This window comes from Massilia sp. Masssp94, assembly GCF_059491305.1.
In genome coordinates this window covers 6,230,171-6,246,779 of the sequence record NZ_CP168501.1, presented here as the reverse complement: position 1 = coordinate 6,246,779, position 16,609 = coordinate 6,230,171, and the positions used below count along the sequence as shown (strand labels likewise).

At 67.7% G+C, this 16,609-nt stretch carries 12 protein-coding genes; 6 read left to right on the top strand and 6 right to left on the bottom strand.

The genetic code is table 11. The annotated features are described in order from the left end of the window. Positions 1-286: 286 nt before the first annotated feature. Complete coding sequence (locus ACEN9G_RS27510) at positions 287-1,399, bottom strand: LacI family DNA-binding transcriptional regulator (protein WP_413341713.1); 1,113 nt, start codon at positions 1,397-1,399, stop codon at positions 287-289. A gap of 219 nt (positions 1,400-1,618) precedes the next feature. On the opposite strand from ACEN9G_RS27510, the gene ACEN9G_RS27505 reads away from it, so the two are divergent. The 4 genes from ACEN9G_RS27505 (at position 1,619) to ACEN9G_RS27490 (ending at position 7,747) form a co-directional block, all read left to right on the top strand. Then, complete coding sequence (locus ACEN9G_RS27505) at positions 1,619-3,796, top strand: alpha-glucuronidase family glycosyl hydrolase (protein WP_413675159.1); 2,178 nt, start codon at positions 1,619-1,621, stop codon at positions 3,794-3,796. A gap of 43 nt (positions 3,797-3,839) precedes the next feature. Further along, complete coding sequence (locus ACEN9G_RS27500) at positions 3,840-4,973, top strand: endo-1,4-beta-xylanase (protein WP_413675158.1); 1,134 nt, start codon at positions 3,840-3,842, stop codon at positions 4,971-4,973. 105 nt (positions 4,974-5,078) lie between these two features. Beyond that, on the top strand, positions 5,079-6,446 hold the full coding sequence (locus ACEN9G_RS27495; protein WP_413343821.1) for a glycoside hydrolase family 27 protein: 1,368 nt from the start codon (positions 5,079-5,081) through the stop codon (positions 6,444-6,446). A 116-nt stretch (positions 6,447-6,562) separates the two neighbouring features. Then, the gene (locus ACEN9G_RS27490) at positions 6,563-7,747 is read left to right on the top strand and encodes a GGDEF domain-containing protein (protein WP_413343823.1); all 1,185 of its coding nucleotides are present in this window, start codon (positions 6,563-6,565) and stop codon (positions 7,745-7,747) included. Here ACEN9G_RS27490 and ACEN9G_RS27485 read toward each other — a convergent pair. From ACEN9G_RS27485 to ACEN9G_RS27475, 3 genes are all read right to left on the bottom strand, one after another. Continuing rightward, a complete protein-coding gene (locus ACEN9G_RS27485; protein WP_413343825.1) occupies positions 7,734-8,459 on the bottom strand; it encodes a GH12 family glycosyl hydrolase domain-containing protein in 726 nt (241 codons plus the stop codon). The two genes, ACEN9G_RS27490 and ACEN9G_RS27485, sit on opposite strands and share 14 nt — an antisense overlap. A 216-nt stretch (positions 8,460-8,675) precedes the next feature. Continuing rightward, positions 8,676-9,086 (bottom strand): alternative ribosome rescue aminoacyl-tRNA hydrolase ArfB, encoded by a 411-nt coding sequence (gene arfB / locus ACEN9G_RS27480; protein ID WP_483127286.1) that lies wholly within the window; start codon positions 9,084-9,086, stop codon positions 8,676-8,678. Further along, a complete protein-coding gene (locus tag ACEN9G_RS27475) occupies positions 9,086-10,378 on the bottom strand; it encodes a cyanophycinase (RefSeq protein WP_413344957.1) in 1,293 nt (430 codons plus the stop codon). The genes arfB and ACEN9G_RS27475 overlap by 1 nt, the downstream gene beginning before the upstream one ends. A gap of 180 nt (positions 10,379-10,558) precedes the next feature. Between ACEN9G_RS27475 and ACEN9G_RS27470 the strand changes: the two genes are divergently transcribed. Beyond that, a complete protein-coding gene (locus ACEN9G_RS27470; RefSeq protein ID WP_413344959.1) occupies positions 10,559-10,960 on the top strand; it encodes a hypothetical protein in 402 nt (133 codons plus the stop codon). On the opposite strand, the gene ACEN9G_RS27465 is transcribed toward ACEN9G_RS27470, so the two are convergent. Continuing rightward, positions 10,957-13,830 (bottom strand): glycosyl hydrolase 115 family protein, encoded by a 2,874-nt coding sequence (locus ACEN9G_RS27465; protein WP_483127285.1) that lies wholly within the window; start codon positions 13,828-13,830, stop codon positions 10,957-10,959. The two genes, ACEN9G_RS27470 and ACEN9G_RS27465, sit on opposite strands and share 4 nt — an antisense overlap. 28 nt (positions 13,831-13,858) lie before the next feature. Further along, positions 13,859-15,115: an SGNH/GDSL hydrolase family protein gene (locus ACEN9G_RS27460; protein ID WP_483127284.1), complete on the bottom strand. Its 1,257-nt coding sequence runs from the start codon at positions 15,113-15,115 to the stop codon at positions 13,859-13,861. Positions 15,116-15,228: 113 nt separating this feature from the next. Here ACEN9G_RS27460 and ACEN9G_RS27455 point away from each other — a divergent pair, with 113 nt between their 5' ends. After that, complete coding sequence (locus ACEN9G_RS27455) at positions 15,229-16,596, top strand: enolase C-terminal domain-like protein (protein ID WP_413345188.1); 1,368 nt, start codon at positions 15,229-15,231, stop codon at positions 16,594-16,596. Positions 16,597-16,609: the final 13 nt, after the last annotated feature.

Sequence of the window (16,609 nt, the reverse complement as noted above, 5' to 3'; positions counted from 1 at the left end):
GCTTGTTTTTGTATGCCGCCGTGTGGCCGGCGGAGTGTGGTCTGCCTGGCATGCGGTGGATCGAGGTCCAACATTCTAATAACAGAAATGTTACCGCAACCATTCCAGTCTAATCGTCTAATTTGGCGCTTGTCAATGAATTATTGGGTAGATGTCCGGCAGAGGCGACGCAACAGCCTCCGCGAATGGCGGAATTGGCGGGAAAAGAGGGAATTGAGGATGTTTGCGCGAACAGTTTATGCGTTGCGCGTAGTCGGCCGCGACTGGGCGCCGCGGCCGGGAGGGATCAGCCGGCGCGCTTGGCGGCGGTGAGCGGCAGCAGTGCCGAAGGACGGGTGCGCGGTGCGGCGTCGGACTGGCGGCGTACCAGTTCGAAGTCCATGCGCACCTGTTCCGGCTCGGCCTCCTCGCCTTCGCGCAGCGCACGCACGCGGCGCACGAGCGACTGCACGGCTTCGCGCGCCATGCCGGCGATCGGCTGGCGCACGGTGGTCAGCTCCGGCCAGATCGTGGTGGCGAGCGCCGTGTCGTCGAAGCCGGTGACGGTCAGGTCGCCCGGCACGTCCAGCCCCAGGCGGTGCGCGACGGCGACGCAGGCGGCCGCCATGTCGTCGTTGCTGGCGAAGATGGCCGTCGGGCGTTCTTCCAGCGCCAGCAGGTGCTCGGCCGCGTCGAGGCCGGAGCGGTACGTGAACATGCCTTGCACGACGAGTTCTTCGGACGCGTCCGCGCCCTGCTCCGCGACGGCCGCGCGATAGCCTTCGAGGCGGCGCGCGCTCGCGGTCTGGTTCGGATGGCCGACGACGAAACCGATGCGGTGGTGCCCCAGGTTGACCAGGTGGCGCGTCATCGCATGTGCCGCTTCGTAGTCGTCGATGCTGACGGCGCCCACGCGGCTGTCCGGCAGGCCGCACGCGACGACGACGGCCGGGATGTTCGCGTCCGCGATGGCGGCGAGCACCTCCTCGCTGTCGCACAGCGGCGGCGGCAGGATGATGCCGTCCAGGCCGTTCTCGACGAGGCGGCGCGTCTGTTCCGCTTCATGCTCGCCGGCTTCGCATTTTTCCACGAACAGCTGGACGTTGTTCAGGCCCGACTGGCTCAGGAGGCCGACGAGGAACTCGCTCAGATACGCCGCGCTCGGGTTACTGTACAAGAAGCCGACGCGGATCGGCTTGGAGCCCGCGAGGTTGCGCGCTTCCTGGTTCGGCGTGTAGTTCAGCGCCGCCACGGCTTCCGCGACCTTGCGGCGCGTGCTTTCGCGCACGAGGCCCTTGCCGTTCATGACGCGCGAGACCGTCATGGCGGACACGCCCGCGAGCTTGGCGACGTCGGCCATCGTCGGCTGGCCCCGTCGTTCCAGCTCTTCCTGGACGGACTCTGGTTTGGTCTTGGTCATTCTCCCTATTCCCCATCATTTTTTGTTTGCGCTATCTTAGCACTTTCGTCCCATGCAAAGATAGCCATAAACATGACCGTAAACACTCATAAATCGATTTCCCATTTCCAGAGTTTGCGCTAACATTCCTGCGCCGGACGGGCCGCCGCACCCGGTACTCATATAAATACAACGGAGACTACGATGCGATATTTGCCGCGGCTTGTCCGCGCACGGATCATGACGGCGTTCGTCCTGAATCTCGTGCTTGCCCTGGTCGGCACCCACCTCGCCCACGCCGCCGATGAAGACGGCTACGACCTGTGGCTGCGCTACCGCCCCCTCCCCGCAGCCCAGAGGACCGCACTGGCGGCCGCCGCCACCGGCATCACGGCACCCGACGACACCCCGACCGTGCGCGCCGCCGGCGCGGAACTGAAACGCGGCCTCGCCGGCATGCTGGGCCGCACGCCGGATGCCATCCCCCTGAACGCGAAGGCACGCGCCGGCACCATCGTCCTCGCCCGCGCCACGCTCCCGGCGGGCCTGGCCGACGCGGATGCCGTGCGCCGCGACCTCGCCACCGTCGGTCCTGAAGGCTATGTCGTGCGTCGCACGCGCCAGGGTGGCGTCCCCATCACGCTGATCGCGGCGAACTCCGACGTCGGCCTCCTGTACGGCAGCTTCGCGTGGCTGCGCCAGCTGCAACTGGGCACCGCGCCCGACAGCATCGCGCTCGCCGACAAGCCGGCGCTGCCCCTCCGGGTGCTGAACCACTGGGACAACCTGGACCGCACCGTCGAACGCGGCTACGCGGGCGAATCGATCTGGAACTGGTGGGAGCTCCCCAACATCGTCGACCCGCGCTACACGGACTACGCGCGCGCCAACGCGTCGCTCGGCATCAACGGCTCGGTCCTCAACAACGTCAACGCGAAGGCCGAGGTGCTGAGCCCCGCGTTCATCGCCAAGGCGGCCGCCATCGCGAACGTGCTGCGCCCGTACGGCATCCGCGTCTATCTCTCCGTGCGCTGGTCGACGCCGCTGGAACTGAAGGAGACGAAGACGGCCGATCCGCTCGACCCCGCCGTCGCGGCGTGGTGGGCGCGCAAGGCGGACGAGATCTACCGCACCATTCCCGATTTCGGCGGCTTCCTCGTCAAGGCCAATTCGGAAGGCCAGCCCGGCCCGCAGGACTATGGCCGCAACCACGCGGACGGCGCCAACATGCTGGCGCGTGCGCTCGCGCCGCACAAGGGCATCGTGATGTGGCGCGCCTTCGTCTACAACCCGCCCGCGCACCCGAACCAGGTCAGCGACCGCGCGGCGCAAGCGTACGACCAGTTCAAGCCGCTGGACGGCAAGTTCGACAAGAACGTACTCGTGCAGGTGAAGAACGGCGCCATCGACTTCCAGCCGCGCGAACCGGCGCACCCGCTGTTCGGCGCGATGCCGGACACGCCGCTCGTGATGGAATTCCAGGTGACGAAGGAATACCTCGGCTTCGCCACGCACCTCGTCTACCTCGGCCCCCTGTTCCAGGAAACGCTGCGCTTCGATACCCGCGCCGGGGGGACGCCCATGACCGTGGCGCGCGTACTGGAAGGCGCGCAGGACGGGCATGTCGGCGGCATCGCCGGCGTCGCGAACATCGGATCGAGCCGCAACTGGACGGGCTCCACGTTCGACCAGGCCAACTGGTACGCCTACGGCCGCCTCGCCTGGAACCCGGACCTGGACAGCCGCGCCATCGCACGCGAATGGGCGGGCCAGACGTTCGCGCCGGACGCGCGCGTCGTCGATCCGGTCGTCGCCATGATGATGCGCTCGCGCGAAGCCGTCGTCGACTACATGACGCCCCTCGGCCTGCACCACATCATGGGCACCGGCCACCATTATGGTCCCGCGCCGTGGGTCGACGACCTGGGCCGCGCCGACTGGAACCCCGTCTACTACCACCGCGCCGACAGGAACGGCATCGGCTTCGACCGCACTGCGAAAGGCAGCAATGCCGTGGCCCAGTACGCGCCCGAGGTCGCGCGCCGCTTCGCCGACCCGGCCACGACGCCGCAGGAGTTCCTGCTGTGGTTCCACCACCTGCCGTGGGACTACCGCATGCCGGACGGCCGCACGCTGTGGACCGACCTGATTGCGCACTACGACCACGGCGTGGCCGAAGTGACGGCGATGCAAGCCGAATGGCAGCGCCTGCGCCCGTTCGTGGATGCGCAGCGCTTCAACGACGTCGCCCAGCGCCTGGCCCAGCAACAGCGCGAGGCCGTATGGTGGCGCGACGCGTGCATCGCGTACTTCCAGCACCAGTCCGGCCTGCCGCTGCCGGCCGGCGTGCGCGCGCCCGCGCAACCCCTCGAGTACTACCGGAAGCAAGTGTTCCCGTTCGCGCCCGGCCACGGCTGAACCGTTTTCTCCCCACCACGCAAAACAGAAGGATTCATACAGAATGACTACGAGACGAGAGATCATCCAGGCGCTCGCCGGCGCCGCCCTGCTGCCGGCCGCCCTCCCGTTCGCGCGCGCCCAAGGCCCCGCCGGCGAAACGCTGAAGGACGTCGCCGCCCGCAAGGGCATGCGCTTCGGCACCGCCATCAGCGCCGGCCGCAACCAGTTCGGCGACGCCGCCTACCGCGCGCTCGTCGAGCGCGAATGCAACCTGATCGTGCTCGAGAACGAGATGAAATGGCAGGCGCTCGAACCGGCGCCGGGCAAGCCGAACTTCGGCCCGGCCGACGACGTGATCGCCTGGGCGAAGGACAAGGGCATCGCCGTGCGCGGCCACAACCTGTTCTGGCAGGCCGAGAAATGGGTGCCGGCGTGGGTCGTGAAACAGAACTTCGGCCCGCAGCCCGCGAAGGCCGTCGAACAGCTGATGCGCACGCACGTGAGCACCGTGTGCGGCCACTTCGGCAAGAGCATCAAGAGCTGGGACGTCGTCAACGAAGCCGTCGACCCGGCCGACGGCAAGCTGCGCCAGAACGCCCTCACGAAGCCGCTTGGCGCCGTCGAGCAGATCGACCTCGCGTTCCGCCTCGCGAAAGAATATGCCCCGCAGGCACAGCTGGTCTATAACGACTACATGCGCGGCGACGCCGGCAGCGCCAAGCATCGTGCGGGCGTGCTGGCCCTGCTCGCGGACCTCAAGAAGCGCGGCACGCCGATCAACGCGCTCGGCCTGCAGAGCCATATCGGTTCGTGGGACGAAACGGATAAAGGCCGTTCCGACCTGGTCGAATGGCGCAAGTTCCTCGACGAAGTGTCGGGCATGGGCTACGACCTCCTGATCACCGAACTGGACGTGAACGACCGCCGCCTGCCGGCCGACATCGCCAAACGCGACGCCGGCGTCGCCGCCGCCACGCGCGACTACCTGGACGTGACGCTGGCCTACCCGCGCCTGCGCGACATCCTCGTGTGGGGCCTGGCTGACAACATCAGCTGGCTGCAGACGTGGGACGAGGCGCCGCGCAGGGACAAGCTGCCGATGCGCCCGACGCCGTTCGACGCACAGTTGAAAGCAAAGCCGATGAAACAGGCGATCATCGACGCGATCAAGGCGGCGCCGGCACGCCAGGGCTGACGGCTGCGATATCGATTCGGGTATCGGTCGGCGCGCACAAGTGATTAGTGCGCCGGCCGATCGGTATTTATACTCGCGCGACGCTCATCAACTCTTAGCCCGCACATGGACTCGAATCGCCGCCGCATCCTCACCGCTTCCCTCGCCGCCGCCGCTGCCGCCGCCAGCGCCCCCTCGCTCGCTTTCGCGGCAAAATCGAAATCCACTTCATCGGCCGCGGGCCTCGCGCCGACGCCGCCGATGGGCTGGAACAGCTGGAACTCGTTCGGCCCCACCATCACGGAAGCGCAGGCGCTGGAAAACGCCGACATCATGGTCGCGAAGCTGCTGCCGTTCGGGTACAACGTGTTCACCGTCGACATCCAGTGGTACGAGCCGAACGCGAACAGCTACGAATACCGCAAGGACGCCGAACTGACGCTGGACCAGTACGGCCGCCTGCAGCCGGCGCCGAACCGCTTCCCGTCCGCTGCGAACGGCGCGGGCTTCAGGAAGCTCGCCGACCAGATCCACGCGCGCGGCATGAAGTTCGGCATCCACCTCATGCGCGGCATCCCGCGCCAGGCCGTGCGCCTGAACACGCCGATCCTCGGCACGAAACTGCGCGCGCAGGACATCGCCGACACGAAGGCGATCTGCGAATGGAACGGCGACATGTACGGCGTCGACATGACGAAGCCGGGCGCGCAGGAATACTACAACTCCGTGTTCAAGCAGTACGCCGAGTGGGGCGTCGACTTCGTCAAGATGGACGACATGTCGCGCCCGTACGAGCGCAACTGGCCCGAGGTCGAAGCGGCGCACAAGGCCATCGCGGCCAGCGGCCGTCCGATCGTCCTGAGCCTGTCGCCGGGCGAAATGGACCTGCGTTGGGCCAACCACGTGCCGCACTATGCGCAGATGTGGCGCGTCTCGGACGACTTCTGGGACGAATGGCGCCTCCTGAACGACCAGTTCCAGCGCCTGGAAAACTGGAACCCCGTGATGGGCGCGAACTCGTGGCCCGACGCCGACATGCTGCCGCTGGGCCGTCTTGCCCTCGGCGCGCGCGACACCAAGTTCACGCCGGACGAGCAGCAGACGCTGATGTCGCTGTGGAGCATCGCCCGCTCGCCGCTGATCATGGGCGGCGACCTGCGCCACCTGGACGCGAAGACCCTCGCATTGCTGACGAACCCCGAGGTGCTGGCCGTGAACCAGCGCAGCCGCGACAACCGCCCGCACCGCGCGGAAGCCGGCACGCGCATCTGGAGCGCACGTTCGGCCGACAAGCGCAACCTGCAATACCTGGCACTGTTCAACACGTCCGATGCGCCGACCGAGATCGTGTTCGACCTGTCGCGCCTGGACCTGGGCAACCGCAGCGTCGCCGTGCGCGACCTGTGGGCGCGGCACGACCAGCCGGCCGTGCGCGGCGCGCTGCGCATCACGCTGGCACCGCACGCTTCCACGTTGCTGGGCCTGTCCGCGTAAAGGTGACAAAGGGTGACTATTCCAACTGCATGAAGTGGCAGAATAGCGTCGATACAAATTTTGGAACATAATGGTCCGGTTCGCGCCGCCCCTTCAAGTTCCCATCCATCGACCGCATGAGAATACACCCGCTCACCGGGGAGTTTGCGCAGCCCGCAAACGAAACCGCGTTCCTCGTCCACCAACTGCCGCAGACACGGGCCCTGCTCGGCTACACGCTCGTGTTCTGCACGCTGTTCTACCTGGCGTTCTCGATGTCGGACCTGGCCGCGCTGGGCTATGGTCCGGCCTACCTGAAGCTGTGCGCGGCGCGCGCGGTCGTGGCCGCGACGGCCGGCACGTGCGCCTGGCTCGCCTACCACCGGCCGCTCACCCTCCACGCAACGCGCATCGCCGCCAGCGTCGCGGAAACCGTGGCGCTCGCGTGCTTCATGTTCATCGCGGTGCAGCGAACGGACGAATTCCATTGGCACGCGATGTCGCTCGGGATCATGCTCATCGTGATCTACCTGTACATCCCGAACCGCTTCGCCAACGCGCTCATGCTGGCGGGCGGCGCGACCGCCGTCTTCCTTGCACTGACCTGGAGATATGGCCGGCTGACGGCGGCCGACGGCGTCACGATGGTGATGCTGCTGGTACTGGCGAACGCGTTCGGCGCGCTGGCGGCGCGACGCTTCAACCAGGTGACGCGCGAGGAATACCAGGCACGCGTGCAGATCCAGCACACCGCGGCGCGTGACCACCTCACGGGCTGCTTCAACCGGCGCTACCTGCACGAGACCCTGATGCGCCCCGGCCAGATGCCCACGCCGGATCATGGCGGCATGCTGACGGTCGTCCTGTGCGACATCGATCATTTCAAGCGCATCAACGACACGTACGGCCACGCCAGCGGCGACGCCGTGCTGCGCAGCTTTGCCGACCTGTTGCGGCGCATGACGCGGGACGGCGTCGACAGCGTGGTGCGCTACGGCGGCGAGGAGTTCCTCGCGATACTGCCGGGGACGGACCTCGACGGCGGCATCCACCTGGCCGAGCGGCTGCGCGCCCGCTTCGCAGACACGAGCGTCATGACCGACGACGGGGCGGAGCACGTGCGCACGACGGCGAGCTTCGGCGTCGCCTGCGCCGACCCCGCGGCCGACGGCGGGCACCACGTGCTGCGCGACCTCATCGCCGTGGCCGACAAGCTGATGTACGACGCCAAGCGCGGTGGACGCGACCGCGTCCACGCGCGTTGCGCATGCGCCAACGACGCGGACGGGCCGCGTCGCGCGGGAATGGTCAATAGGCGGTGACCGAGAAGTTGCGGGAGGCGAAGTCCATGCCGCCCGACGACGACGTGATCTCGAACCCGTACTGGACGTCGCCCACGGTGACGTTGCCGATCCAGCCGAGGTTCTGCAGGTAGCGCATGAGAGCCAGGGCGTCGACGGTCGTGTTGTTGGTCTTCGTCGTGCGCAGGAACGAGTACACCATGTTGCCGCCGTTATTGCCGCGGTAGACGTTCCAGGTGGCGCCTCCGATGTTCACGTTCGTGTACACGGGGATGGCACACCCCTGCGCGGTCCAGTTATACGAGATCGGCTTGACGTTGCCGCAGCCGCCCGACGTGCCCGTGTAGTTCAGCCACACCATGATCTCGTTGGCGTGGTTCGTGTCCCAGATGTCGAACGTGGATTCCCAGGCGCCGCCGGCCGGCGTCGTCGCCGACACTACCGCCGTCAGCCGCGAGAGGCTGTTCAGCGCTTTGCCGACGTAGAAGTTGATGTGCGGGTAGGACTTGATGCCGCCGGTGTTCGGCTGGTTCGACCACACGCCCCAGTCGGTCGGCGAGTTGACCCACAGCGTCTGCGGCCCGGCGCCCGAACCCCAGATGTCGTTGTTGAAGCTGTACGCGCCCATCGTCGTCGACCCGTACTGCGCCGTCGTCGACCATGTCGCCGCCTGCGCCGGGGCGGCCAGACTCGCTGCCAATGCCACTGCGGTGATGCAAAGTGCGTTCTTCATATAGTCTCCTTGATGTTCGCCCCGCTTGAAGCGGACCGCGACAACCGTATCCGCATACGGCATCCGGGGCGTCAACGCCGCATTCTTATTTTTATGTAACCGATTTCATCGTAGAGACGGTGCTAGGCGCAGTCAATTGTGCCAACAGTGATTGTTAACCGCTATCACGGAGATATGCCATCTTCGTATGGCAAATACGGAGTTCGATATAGGCCGCTACTCGCGCACCTTGCCGCGCAAGGCCTTCACCTGGCCCCGGCCGGCCTTCGATTCGAGCCGGCGCCGCTGCGAACCGAGCGTGGGCCGCGTGGCCCGGCGCACGAGCGGCACGACGGCCGCCGCGTCGACGAGCGCCTGCAACCGCGCCAGCGCGTCCGCGCGGTTGCGCTCGAGGCTGCGCGCGGACTGCGCCTTGATGACGACGACGCCGTCGCGCGTGATGCGCGCGTCCGGCAGCGCGCGCAGGCGCTCCTTCACGTCCGAAGGCAGCGAGGAGGCGCCGATGTCGAAGCGCGCCTGCACCGCATTCGACACCTTGTTCACGTTCTGCCCGCCCGGCCCCTGCGCACGGATCGCGCTGAACTCGACCTCGTCCGGATCGATTGCGACGGGCGGGCGCACGGGCATCAGCGGACCTGGGTGCCCAGGATCGCGCCGCCCGCGGTGCCGTACACGAACGGACCATTCAGCGACGAGCCGTCGGCATAGGTCGTCGGCGTCTGCTGCGTCCAGCTCGACAGGTTGAACGTCGCGTTCGTCCTGAAGCTGTACTGCGGCGCCGACGGATACGGGGACGGCTGCGCCACCTGCGCGCTCAGGCGGTAGACCTGCACGCCGCTGTTGATGTCCAGCGTCTTCTTCGCGGCGCACTGCGCCGGCGTGCGCGCGAGCTTCGTGAAGTAAGCGGAGTTCTGCGGCGCGTACGGTGCCGTCGTGTTTTCCTGGTTGTACGGATTGGCGACCATCTGCGCCTTGACGCTGCCGCGCGGCCCGGACACAAGCACGGCCGTCTCCTCGTCGACGCCGATGCCCAGCACCTGGTCGAACCGCTCGACGCCGCCGGGGCAGCCGTCGCCGATGCGCGAGACGAAGCCGATCAGCCGGCCCAGGCGGTCGCGCGTATTGAAGTGGTCGTCGGTGATCGTCTTTTCCAGGCCTGAGATGCTGATGAAGCTCCCCGTCTGGATGAATTTGCCGGACGACGTGTTGAGCGGATCGATCGTCATGTAGCGGTTGAACGGATTGGCCAGCGCCTCGTCCGACGTGACGGTGTCGTTCAACGCCGCGAACGCATACTGGCCCAGCATCGCATTGCCGGCGCTCGTGCCGCCGATCGGGATGCCCGCGTCGACGGCGCGCTGCAGCGCGGCAGCCAGCGGCGTGCTTTGCCAGTACTGGTAATAATCGGCCTGGTCGCCGCCGGCGATGAAGATGGCACTCGCTTTCGAGATCACGTCCAGCACGAACGGATCCGCGGCCGCGGTGCGGCTCGGGATCACGAGGGTCTCCACCGAGGTCACGCCCAGATCGAGGCCGCCGACCATCTCGTAATTGCGGCTCGTCGTCGTATCGACCGTGCCGAGGCGGCTGTAGACGTACGGGTTGTACGCATCGCTGCCCGTCGCGCGGAGGATGACGAAGCGGCCGCCGGTGGCCCTCGTGATGCCGGCCTGCGCGATCATCCAGCGGAACGCCTCGGCCACGTCGTAGCCGCCGCCCATCAGCACGACGGACGGCGTACAGACCGCCTGCCAGCACGACACCGGTTTTGCACGTACGGGCGCGGCCGGGTTGCCCACGTAGCTGTACGTATATTTGGGACCGGCGTGCGCCGCCTCGGCGGCGAGCAGCGCAGCGATGGCGAGCAAAGAGCGGGCGAGCAATGCAGGGGCGGCCTTGGATTTCAGCGTGGAAGTCATGTAGGCTCCAATGGGCGGTGGGTTCGGAACGGCTGGCTATGGCAGGCTCAGCATATTATCTTTTTTGCACCGCCGGAACCAGCTTCGCTAAGGGACTGCCGGATTTTCGGCATTTGCACCACACGCGGGCGGCGTGTATCGTCATGCCTGACCAATGAACCGCCTTGAGAGAACCGTACGATGAGTTTCGACCTGATGGTGTTCGCCCCCGACGCCGCCCCGGCCAAACGGCCCGCCTTCCTCGACTGGTACGAGCAACAGACAGAATGGGCGGAGGACCACGGCTACGACGACCCGCGGGTGGCCACACCCGCGCTGCAAGCCTTTTACGCGGCGCTTGCGGCCGAGTTCCCGCCCGCACCGGCCGGCGCCGAGGACCCTGAAACCGGCACCGACTACACCGTCGGCAAGACGGTCATCTACATGTCGTTCCTCGACTGGGACCGGATCGACGCGGCCTGGGAAGCCGTGCACCGCCTGGCGGCAAAGCACGAACTGGGCTTCTTCGACGTCAGCTCCGACCTCGCCGAAGTGTGGCTGCCCGACCGCAAGGGCGGGCTGCGCGTCGCCCATTCCGATTAATCAGCCTTGACCAGCGGGCTTTCCTGCGGGCCGAGATAGCTCGGCTTCAGACCGCCCGCGTCGATCACGACGCGTTGCAGCACGAGTCCCGGATCCAGCGCCCAGAATTTCAGCGTGTGGCGTCCCGGCGCCTTCACCTCGTGCGCCGTCGTGAACTGCGCGACGCCGTCCGTGACGATCTTCTCCCAATGCTGCAGCGATGCATCCGCATGCACGTCGACGATGCGCGGCGCCTCGTCGTCGATGGAGACGGCATAGCGGAAACCCGCTCCCGGCCGGAATTTCAGCGTGGGCGCCAGCGTCGCCTGCACGTTCACCTTGCCCGGTTCGAACAGGTAGACGTCGTACTCGAGCCGCATGCCGTCCGCCGGCGCCAGCGCGGGCGCGTCCACCGGCAGCGTGGTCATGCCGGACAGCGTGCGGCCCAGGCCCGGTACGCGCAGCCATTCGCGCCCGGCAGGGGCCAGCGCGCGGCTATAGTGTTCCGCCTCGATGGCGACCGTGCCGCCCGTCTCCACGAAGCCGGCGACCTTCGTACCGCGCTGGTCCGCGTGGCGCAGCGGGACTTCCACGGCGGCCCGCTGGCCATCCGGACCGGTCACCAGCACGCGGCCGGACGTCGCGCCCGCCGGCACCTGGTCCCAGCGCACGTCGACGGTGATCCGCTTCGACTTGTCCGTCGTGCCGGACGATTCGCCCAGCACGATCCACGGCTGCTCGGCACGCGCGGTCCAGGCCACCGGCGCGGCGCCGCGGTCGAAGACCTCGATGTAGCGGTTCGCCTTGTCGAACGGTTCGAACGCGGGCAGGCGCAGGTCCTTCGCCGCCGGCCAGACGGCCTCGCTGCCCTCCACCGCGACGCCCAGCGCCGGCGCGGCCGGCAGCGCGATCTCGCGCACCCCGGGCATGATGTTCGTTGCGGGATCGCGCCAGCTCGTGTAGCCGATGTGCGTCTGCGCCATCATGTGGTTCCACTTGCCGCCATTGATCGTGTGGTACTCGCGCGAGATCGCGGCGTCCTGCGCGAACAGGTCGCGCGCCCGCGCCGCGAGGTCGTTCGTGTCGGCGCGGCCCTGCTGCGCGTGGAGGCGATTCGCCTGCACCGTCGCATACAGTTCGCCCAGCGTGCCCGATGCGCGCACGGGATGCTCGACGAGCTGGAAGAACGCGTCCTTCTGCGCCGGCGCCAGCTTCGCCTTCACCCGCTCGACACGCGCGGCGAGGTCGCGCCAGTCGGCGACGATGCGCTCGGACTCGCGGTAGTTCGTCGCGCTGTACGTGCCCGGCTCCAGCTGTTCCGGCCGGCGGCGCCCGTTGTAGCGGGCGTAGGTCTCCACGATGTCGGCGATTTCCGCGGCAAGGTCAGGTGACTGAGCGGCACCGAATTCACGCGTCGCCCACAGCTTCAGGTACTCGGGCAGACGCGACGCGGGCCACGCGGCCGGGTTCCACGCATAGGTGAGGAAGAATTCCGTCGGCACTTCCATCGGCTTGAGGTCGCCCACGTTCACGACCCACAGCCGGTCCGCGCCGAGGCGCCACGCGAGGTGCATCTGTTCCCACACCTTCGGCAGCGGCGTCACGTTGATCCACTTGTACGAGCGCGGGCCGCCCACGTAATCGAAGTGGTAGTAGATGCCGGCGCCGCCGCTGCGCTTGCGTTCTTCGGCGGTCGGCAGGCGGCGGATATTGCCCCAGTTGTCGTCGCACCAGAGCAGCGTGACGTCATCCGGCACGCGCATGCCCTTCTCGTAATACTCCTGGACTTCCTTGTACAGCGCCCACACCTGCGGTACCTGCGGCAGCGGTTTCCCGGTCGTCTTCGCGATCATCGCGCGCTGGTCGGCCACGATCCGCTGCAGCAGCGCGACGTTCGATTCCTCGGACATCGGCTCGTCGCCGTCGCCGCGCATGCCGAGGGTGATGACCTTGTCGTAGTCCTTCGCGCGGTCCAGCCCCTGCTGCCAGAATTCGCGCAGCACCTGTTCGTTGCGGCTGTAGTCCCACGGACCCTTGCCGTACTTTTTCCACTCCGCGTGGGCGCGCATCAGCGGTTCGTGGTGCGACGTGCCCATCACGATGCCCATCTCGTCGGCCAGCGGGCCGTTCTCCGGATCGTCGTCGTAGAACGCATTGCCCCACATGGCGGGCCACAGGTAGTTGCCGCGCATGCGCAGGATCAGCTCGAACAACTTGCCATAGAACTTGTGGTTGAAGCCGCCGAATTTTTCCTTGGCCCAGCCGGACAAAGCGGGCGCCTCGTCGTTCAGGAAGATGCCGCGGTAGCGCACGACGGGCGCGTCGGCCACGCGCGTGCCGGCCGCCACGGCGAGCACGTCGTGCTTCGCGGGCGCGACGTCGGCCCACCAGTTCCATGGCGAGACGCCGATCTGCTCGGACACCGTGTACAGCCCGAAGATCGTGCCGCGGCGGTCGCTGCCCGCGACGACGAGCGCACGCGCCACGCCCGGCAGCGGATTGCGCACCGTCTGCACGAGATAGCCTTCCCATTTCCCGCGCACGGCCTTCGCATCGATCTTGTTCTCGCGCGCGAGGCGGTCGATCAGCGCGCTTTGGCCGAGCGTGCCGACGATGACGACATCCGAACCCTTCGCCACGGCGCCGGCCGACGCCAGCAGCGCGGGCCGGATGCCGGACACGCGTTCGATGTCCGCCTGCAGGTCGGCCGCCGCGCGGCGCACGCCCTTGAATTCGTTCGGGTCCACGAGGATGCGCGCGGCCTGGCCGGACCGCGCGAGTACGACGGCATCCTTGCCGGCTTCGAACGTGACGAAGGGGCGCTCTCCCAGCGCCCATGCCGGCTGTGCGGCCGCGAGCGCCAGCATGGCGGCGGCGACGAGTGATCTCATAAGTCTCCTGATGTTTTTATAGGTGGTTTCAGCGCGCGATGCGGCACGTCTTGAGTTGTTCCAGCGGCACCGCGTCCGCCATCGCCTTGTAGCCGGCGGTCGACGGATGCAGGCCGTCGTTGTCCAGGGTCTTCAACAGGTGGTCCGGTTTCGCCGGATCGCGCAGCGCCGCGTCGAAGTCGACGACGCCGTCGACGACGCCCGCGGTACGGATCCACTGGTTGTAGGCGAGGCGGTCCGCCTCGTTGTCCGCACCCGGCGCGTAATAGCCGCTGCCGCCGTACGGGGTGATCGTCGCGCCCAGCACGCACACGCCCCGCAGATGGGCGCGCGCGACGATCTGGCGGTAGGCCTGTTTCAGGTCGTCCAGCAGGGCCGCGCGCGCCGCCGGCGTGTCTTCCTTGTTCCGGTGCTGCACGCCGAAGTCGTTCACGCCGATCATGACGATGGCGTGCGAGACGCCCGGCCGCGCCAGCACGTCGCGATCGAAGCGGGACACGAGGTTCGGGCCCAGGCCGTCGCGCAGCATGCGGCCGCCGCCGATGCCCGCGTTGACGACACCGACGTTCGTCATTCCCGCGGCGCGCAGGCGGGTCGCGAGGCCGTCCGTCCAGCGCGCATACGTATCCGGATTCACGCCGTAGCCGTCCGTGATCGAGTCGCCGATCGCGACGACCGTGTGCGCCCCGGCACGGGCCGGCACTTCGACGCCCGTGATCTGGTACCAGCGCGTAAAGGTGTCGGCCTGCGGCCAGTTCGCGGCCTGGACCTGGTTGCCGGGCACGCGGAAGCTCGTCGCCCGGGCGCCCGGGTGGCCCGTCTGGCGCGCCGGCGCCTGGGCGAAATGCAGCGAGATGGCGAGATCGGCGCCCGCCGCATGCGGCAGGTCGATCGGGTCGCTCACGTATTCCGCGCCGGCGGGGATGGTCACGGACGCGGCGCCGCCGAAACGCAGCGGGCGCAGGCTGGCGCCGTCGACGTCGGCCTTGCCGGGCGCGCGCGCCAGCGCGACGCTGCCGGCGTCGATCACGAGCGGCGCCGTGCCGAACGCGTTGGTGAGCTTCACGCGCAGCTGGTCGCCGCTCAGCGACACCCTCACGATCTGGCGCAGGCTGGCGTCCTGCCACTGCGCGGCGGGCAGTTCGTTCTGGCCTTCCGGCACGAGTTGGGCACTGCCCCACGAGGCGACCCAGTGTTCGCCGGCGGGGGTTTGGACGGCGATGGCGGCACAGCCGCCGAGAGAGAGACACAGGAGGCTGGCTGCCAGAATCGATTGACGCGACATCGTTATTCCTTCACACTGGGGAAATGGTTGCGCTACCATTCTAGTTTAGATCAATGTTACGGGCAACGAGATATATTTTTTTTATATGCCCGACATCACCAGGAGACCCAAAAATGCCCCTTATCCAGCGCGCCGCCAGCCCGATCATCACCGAAATGCAGGTGATCCCCGTGGCCGGCCGCGACAGCATGCTGCTGAACCTGTGCGGCGCCCACGCGCCCTACTTCACCCGTATCCTCGTCCTGCTGAAAGACAGCGCCGGCAACACCGGCATGGGCGAGGTGCCCGGCTCGAACGGCATCCTGCGCGCGCTGGAGCGGCTCGTGCCGCTGGTGACGGGCACCGAAGTGGCGCGCTACAACCGCACCCTGAACGTGCTGCGCGCGGCGATTTCCGGCGTGAGCCACCAGGTGACGTCGCGCGCCGAGGAAGCGGTCATGAAGCAGCCGCACGAGATCAACCTGCGCCTGGAAAACGTGGTGACGGCCGTGGAAGCGGCGCTGCTGGACCTGCTGGGCCAGCACCTCGCGGTGCCGCTGTGCGAACTGCTCGGCGACGGCCAGCAGCGCACGCACGTGACGATGCTGGCGTACCTGTTCTACATCGGCGACCGCACGCAGACGGACCTGCCGTACGAAGGCGAGGCGGCGAAGGACGGCTGGTACAAGGTGCGCGACGAGGAAGCGTTGAGCCCCGAGCAGATCGCCGACCTGGCATCGGCCGCCGTCGACAAGTACGGCTTCCGCGACTTCAAGCTGAAAGGCGGCGTGATGCGGCCGGAAGACGAGATCGCGGCGGTGGCCGCCATCAAGCGGCGCTTCCCGGATGCGCGCGCGACGCTGGACCCGAACGGCGCCTGGTCGCTGGCGGAAGCGATCGCCGCCTGCAAGGGCCAGGGCCACGTGCTGTCGTATGCGGAAGACCCTTGCGGACCGGAGGGCGGTTATTCCGGGCGCGAGATCATGGCAGAATTCAAGCGCGCCACGGGCATCCGCACGGCGACGAACATGGTCGCGACCGACTGGCGCCAGATGGCGCACTCGCACCTGCTGGGTGCCGTCGACATCCCGCTGGCCGACCCGCACTTCTGGACCATGCAGGGCTCCGTGCGCCTCGCGCAACTGTGCCACGACTGGGGCCTGACGTGGGGTTCGCACTCGAACAACCACTTCGACGTGTCGCTCGCGATGTTCACGCACTGCGCCGCCGCGGCGCCGGGCGACATCACGGCCATCGACACGCACTGGATCTGGCAGGAAGGCCGCGAGCGCCTGACGACGGAACCGCTGCAGATCGTGGGCGGCCAGGTCGCGGTGCCGGACGCGCCGGGCCTGGGCATCCAGCCCGACATGGAACGCATCCTCGCAGCGCACGAGTTGTACAAGAAGGTCGCGGGCGGCGCGCGCGACGACGCGATGGCGATGCGCTACCTCGTGCCCGGCTGGCAGTACGACCCGAAGAAGCCGAGCTACGCGCGCTGACACAAGCGCGAGG

Coding starts and splice junctions, on each gene's coding strand:
- ACEN9G_RS27500 (WP_413675158.1), top strand. CDS start 3,840: ATGACTACGAGACGAGAGATCATCCAGGCGCTCGCCGGCGCCGCCCTG.
- ACEN9G_RS27495 (WP_413343821.1), top strand. CDS start 5,079: ATGGACTCGAATCGCCGCCGCATCCTCACCGCTTCCCTCGCCGCCGCC.
- ACEN9G_RS27490 (WP_413343823.1), top strand. CDS start 6,563: ATGAGAATACACCCGCTCACCGGGGAGTTTGCGCAGCCCGCAAACGAA.
- ACEN9G_RS27470 (WP_413344959.1), top strand. CDS start 10,559: ATGAGTTTCGACCTGATGGTGTTCGCCCCCGACGCCGCCCCGGCCAAA.
- ACEN9G_RS27475 (WP_413344957.1), bottom strand. CDS start 10,378: ATGACTTCCACGCTGAAATCCAAGGCCGCCCCTGCATTGCTCGCCCGC.
- arfB (WP_483127286.1), bottom strand. CDS start 9,086: ATGCCCGTGCGCCCGCCCGTCGCAATCGATCCGGACGAGGTCGAGTTC.
- ACEN9G_RS27510 (WP_413341713.1), bottom strand. CDS start 1,399: ATGACCAAGACCAAACCAGAGTCCGTCCAGGAAGAGCTGGAACGACGG.
- ACEN9G_RS27460 (WP_483127284.1), bottom strand. CDS start 15,115: ATGTCGCGTCAATCGATTCTGGCAGCCAGCCTCCTGTGTCTCTCTCTC.
- ACEN9G_RS27465 (WP_483127285.1), bottom strand. CDS start 13,830: ATGAGATCACTCGTCGCCGCCGCCATGCTGGCGCTCGCGGCCGCACAG.
- ACEN9G_RS27485 (WP_413343825.1), bottom strand. CDS start 8,459: ATGAAGAACGCACTTTGCATCACCGCAGTGGCATTGGCAGCGAGTCTG.
- ACEN9G_RS27455 (WP_413345188.1), top strand. CDS start 15,229: ATGCCCCTTATCCAGCGCGCCGCCAGCCCGATCATCACCGAAATGCAG.
- ACEN9G_RS27505 (WP_413675159.1), top strand. CDS start 1,619: ATGACGGCGTTCGTCCTGAATCTCGTGCTTGCCCTGGTCGGCACCCAC.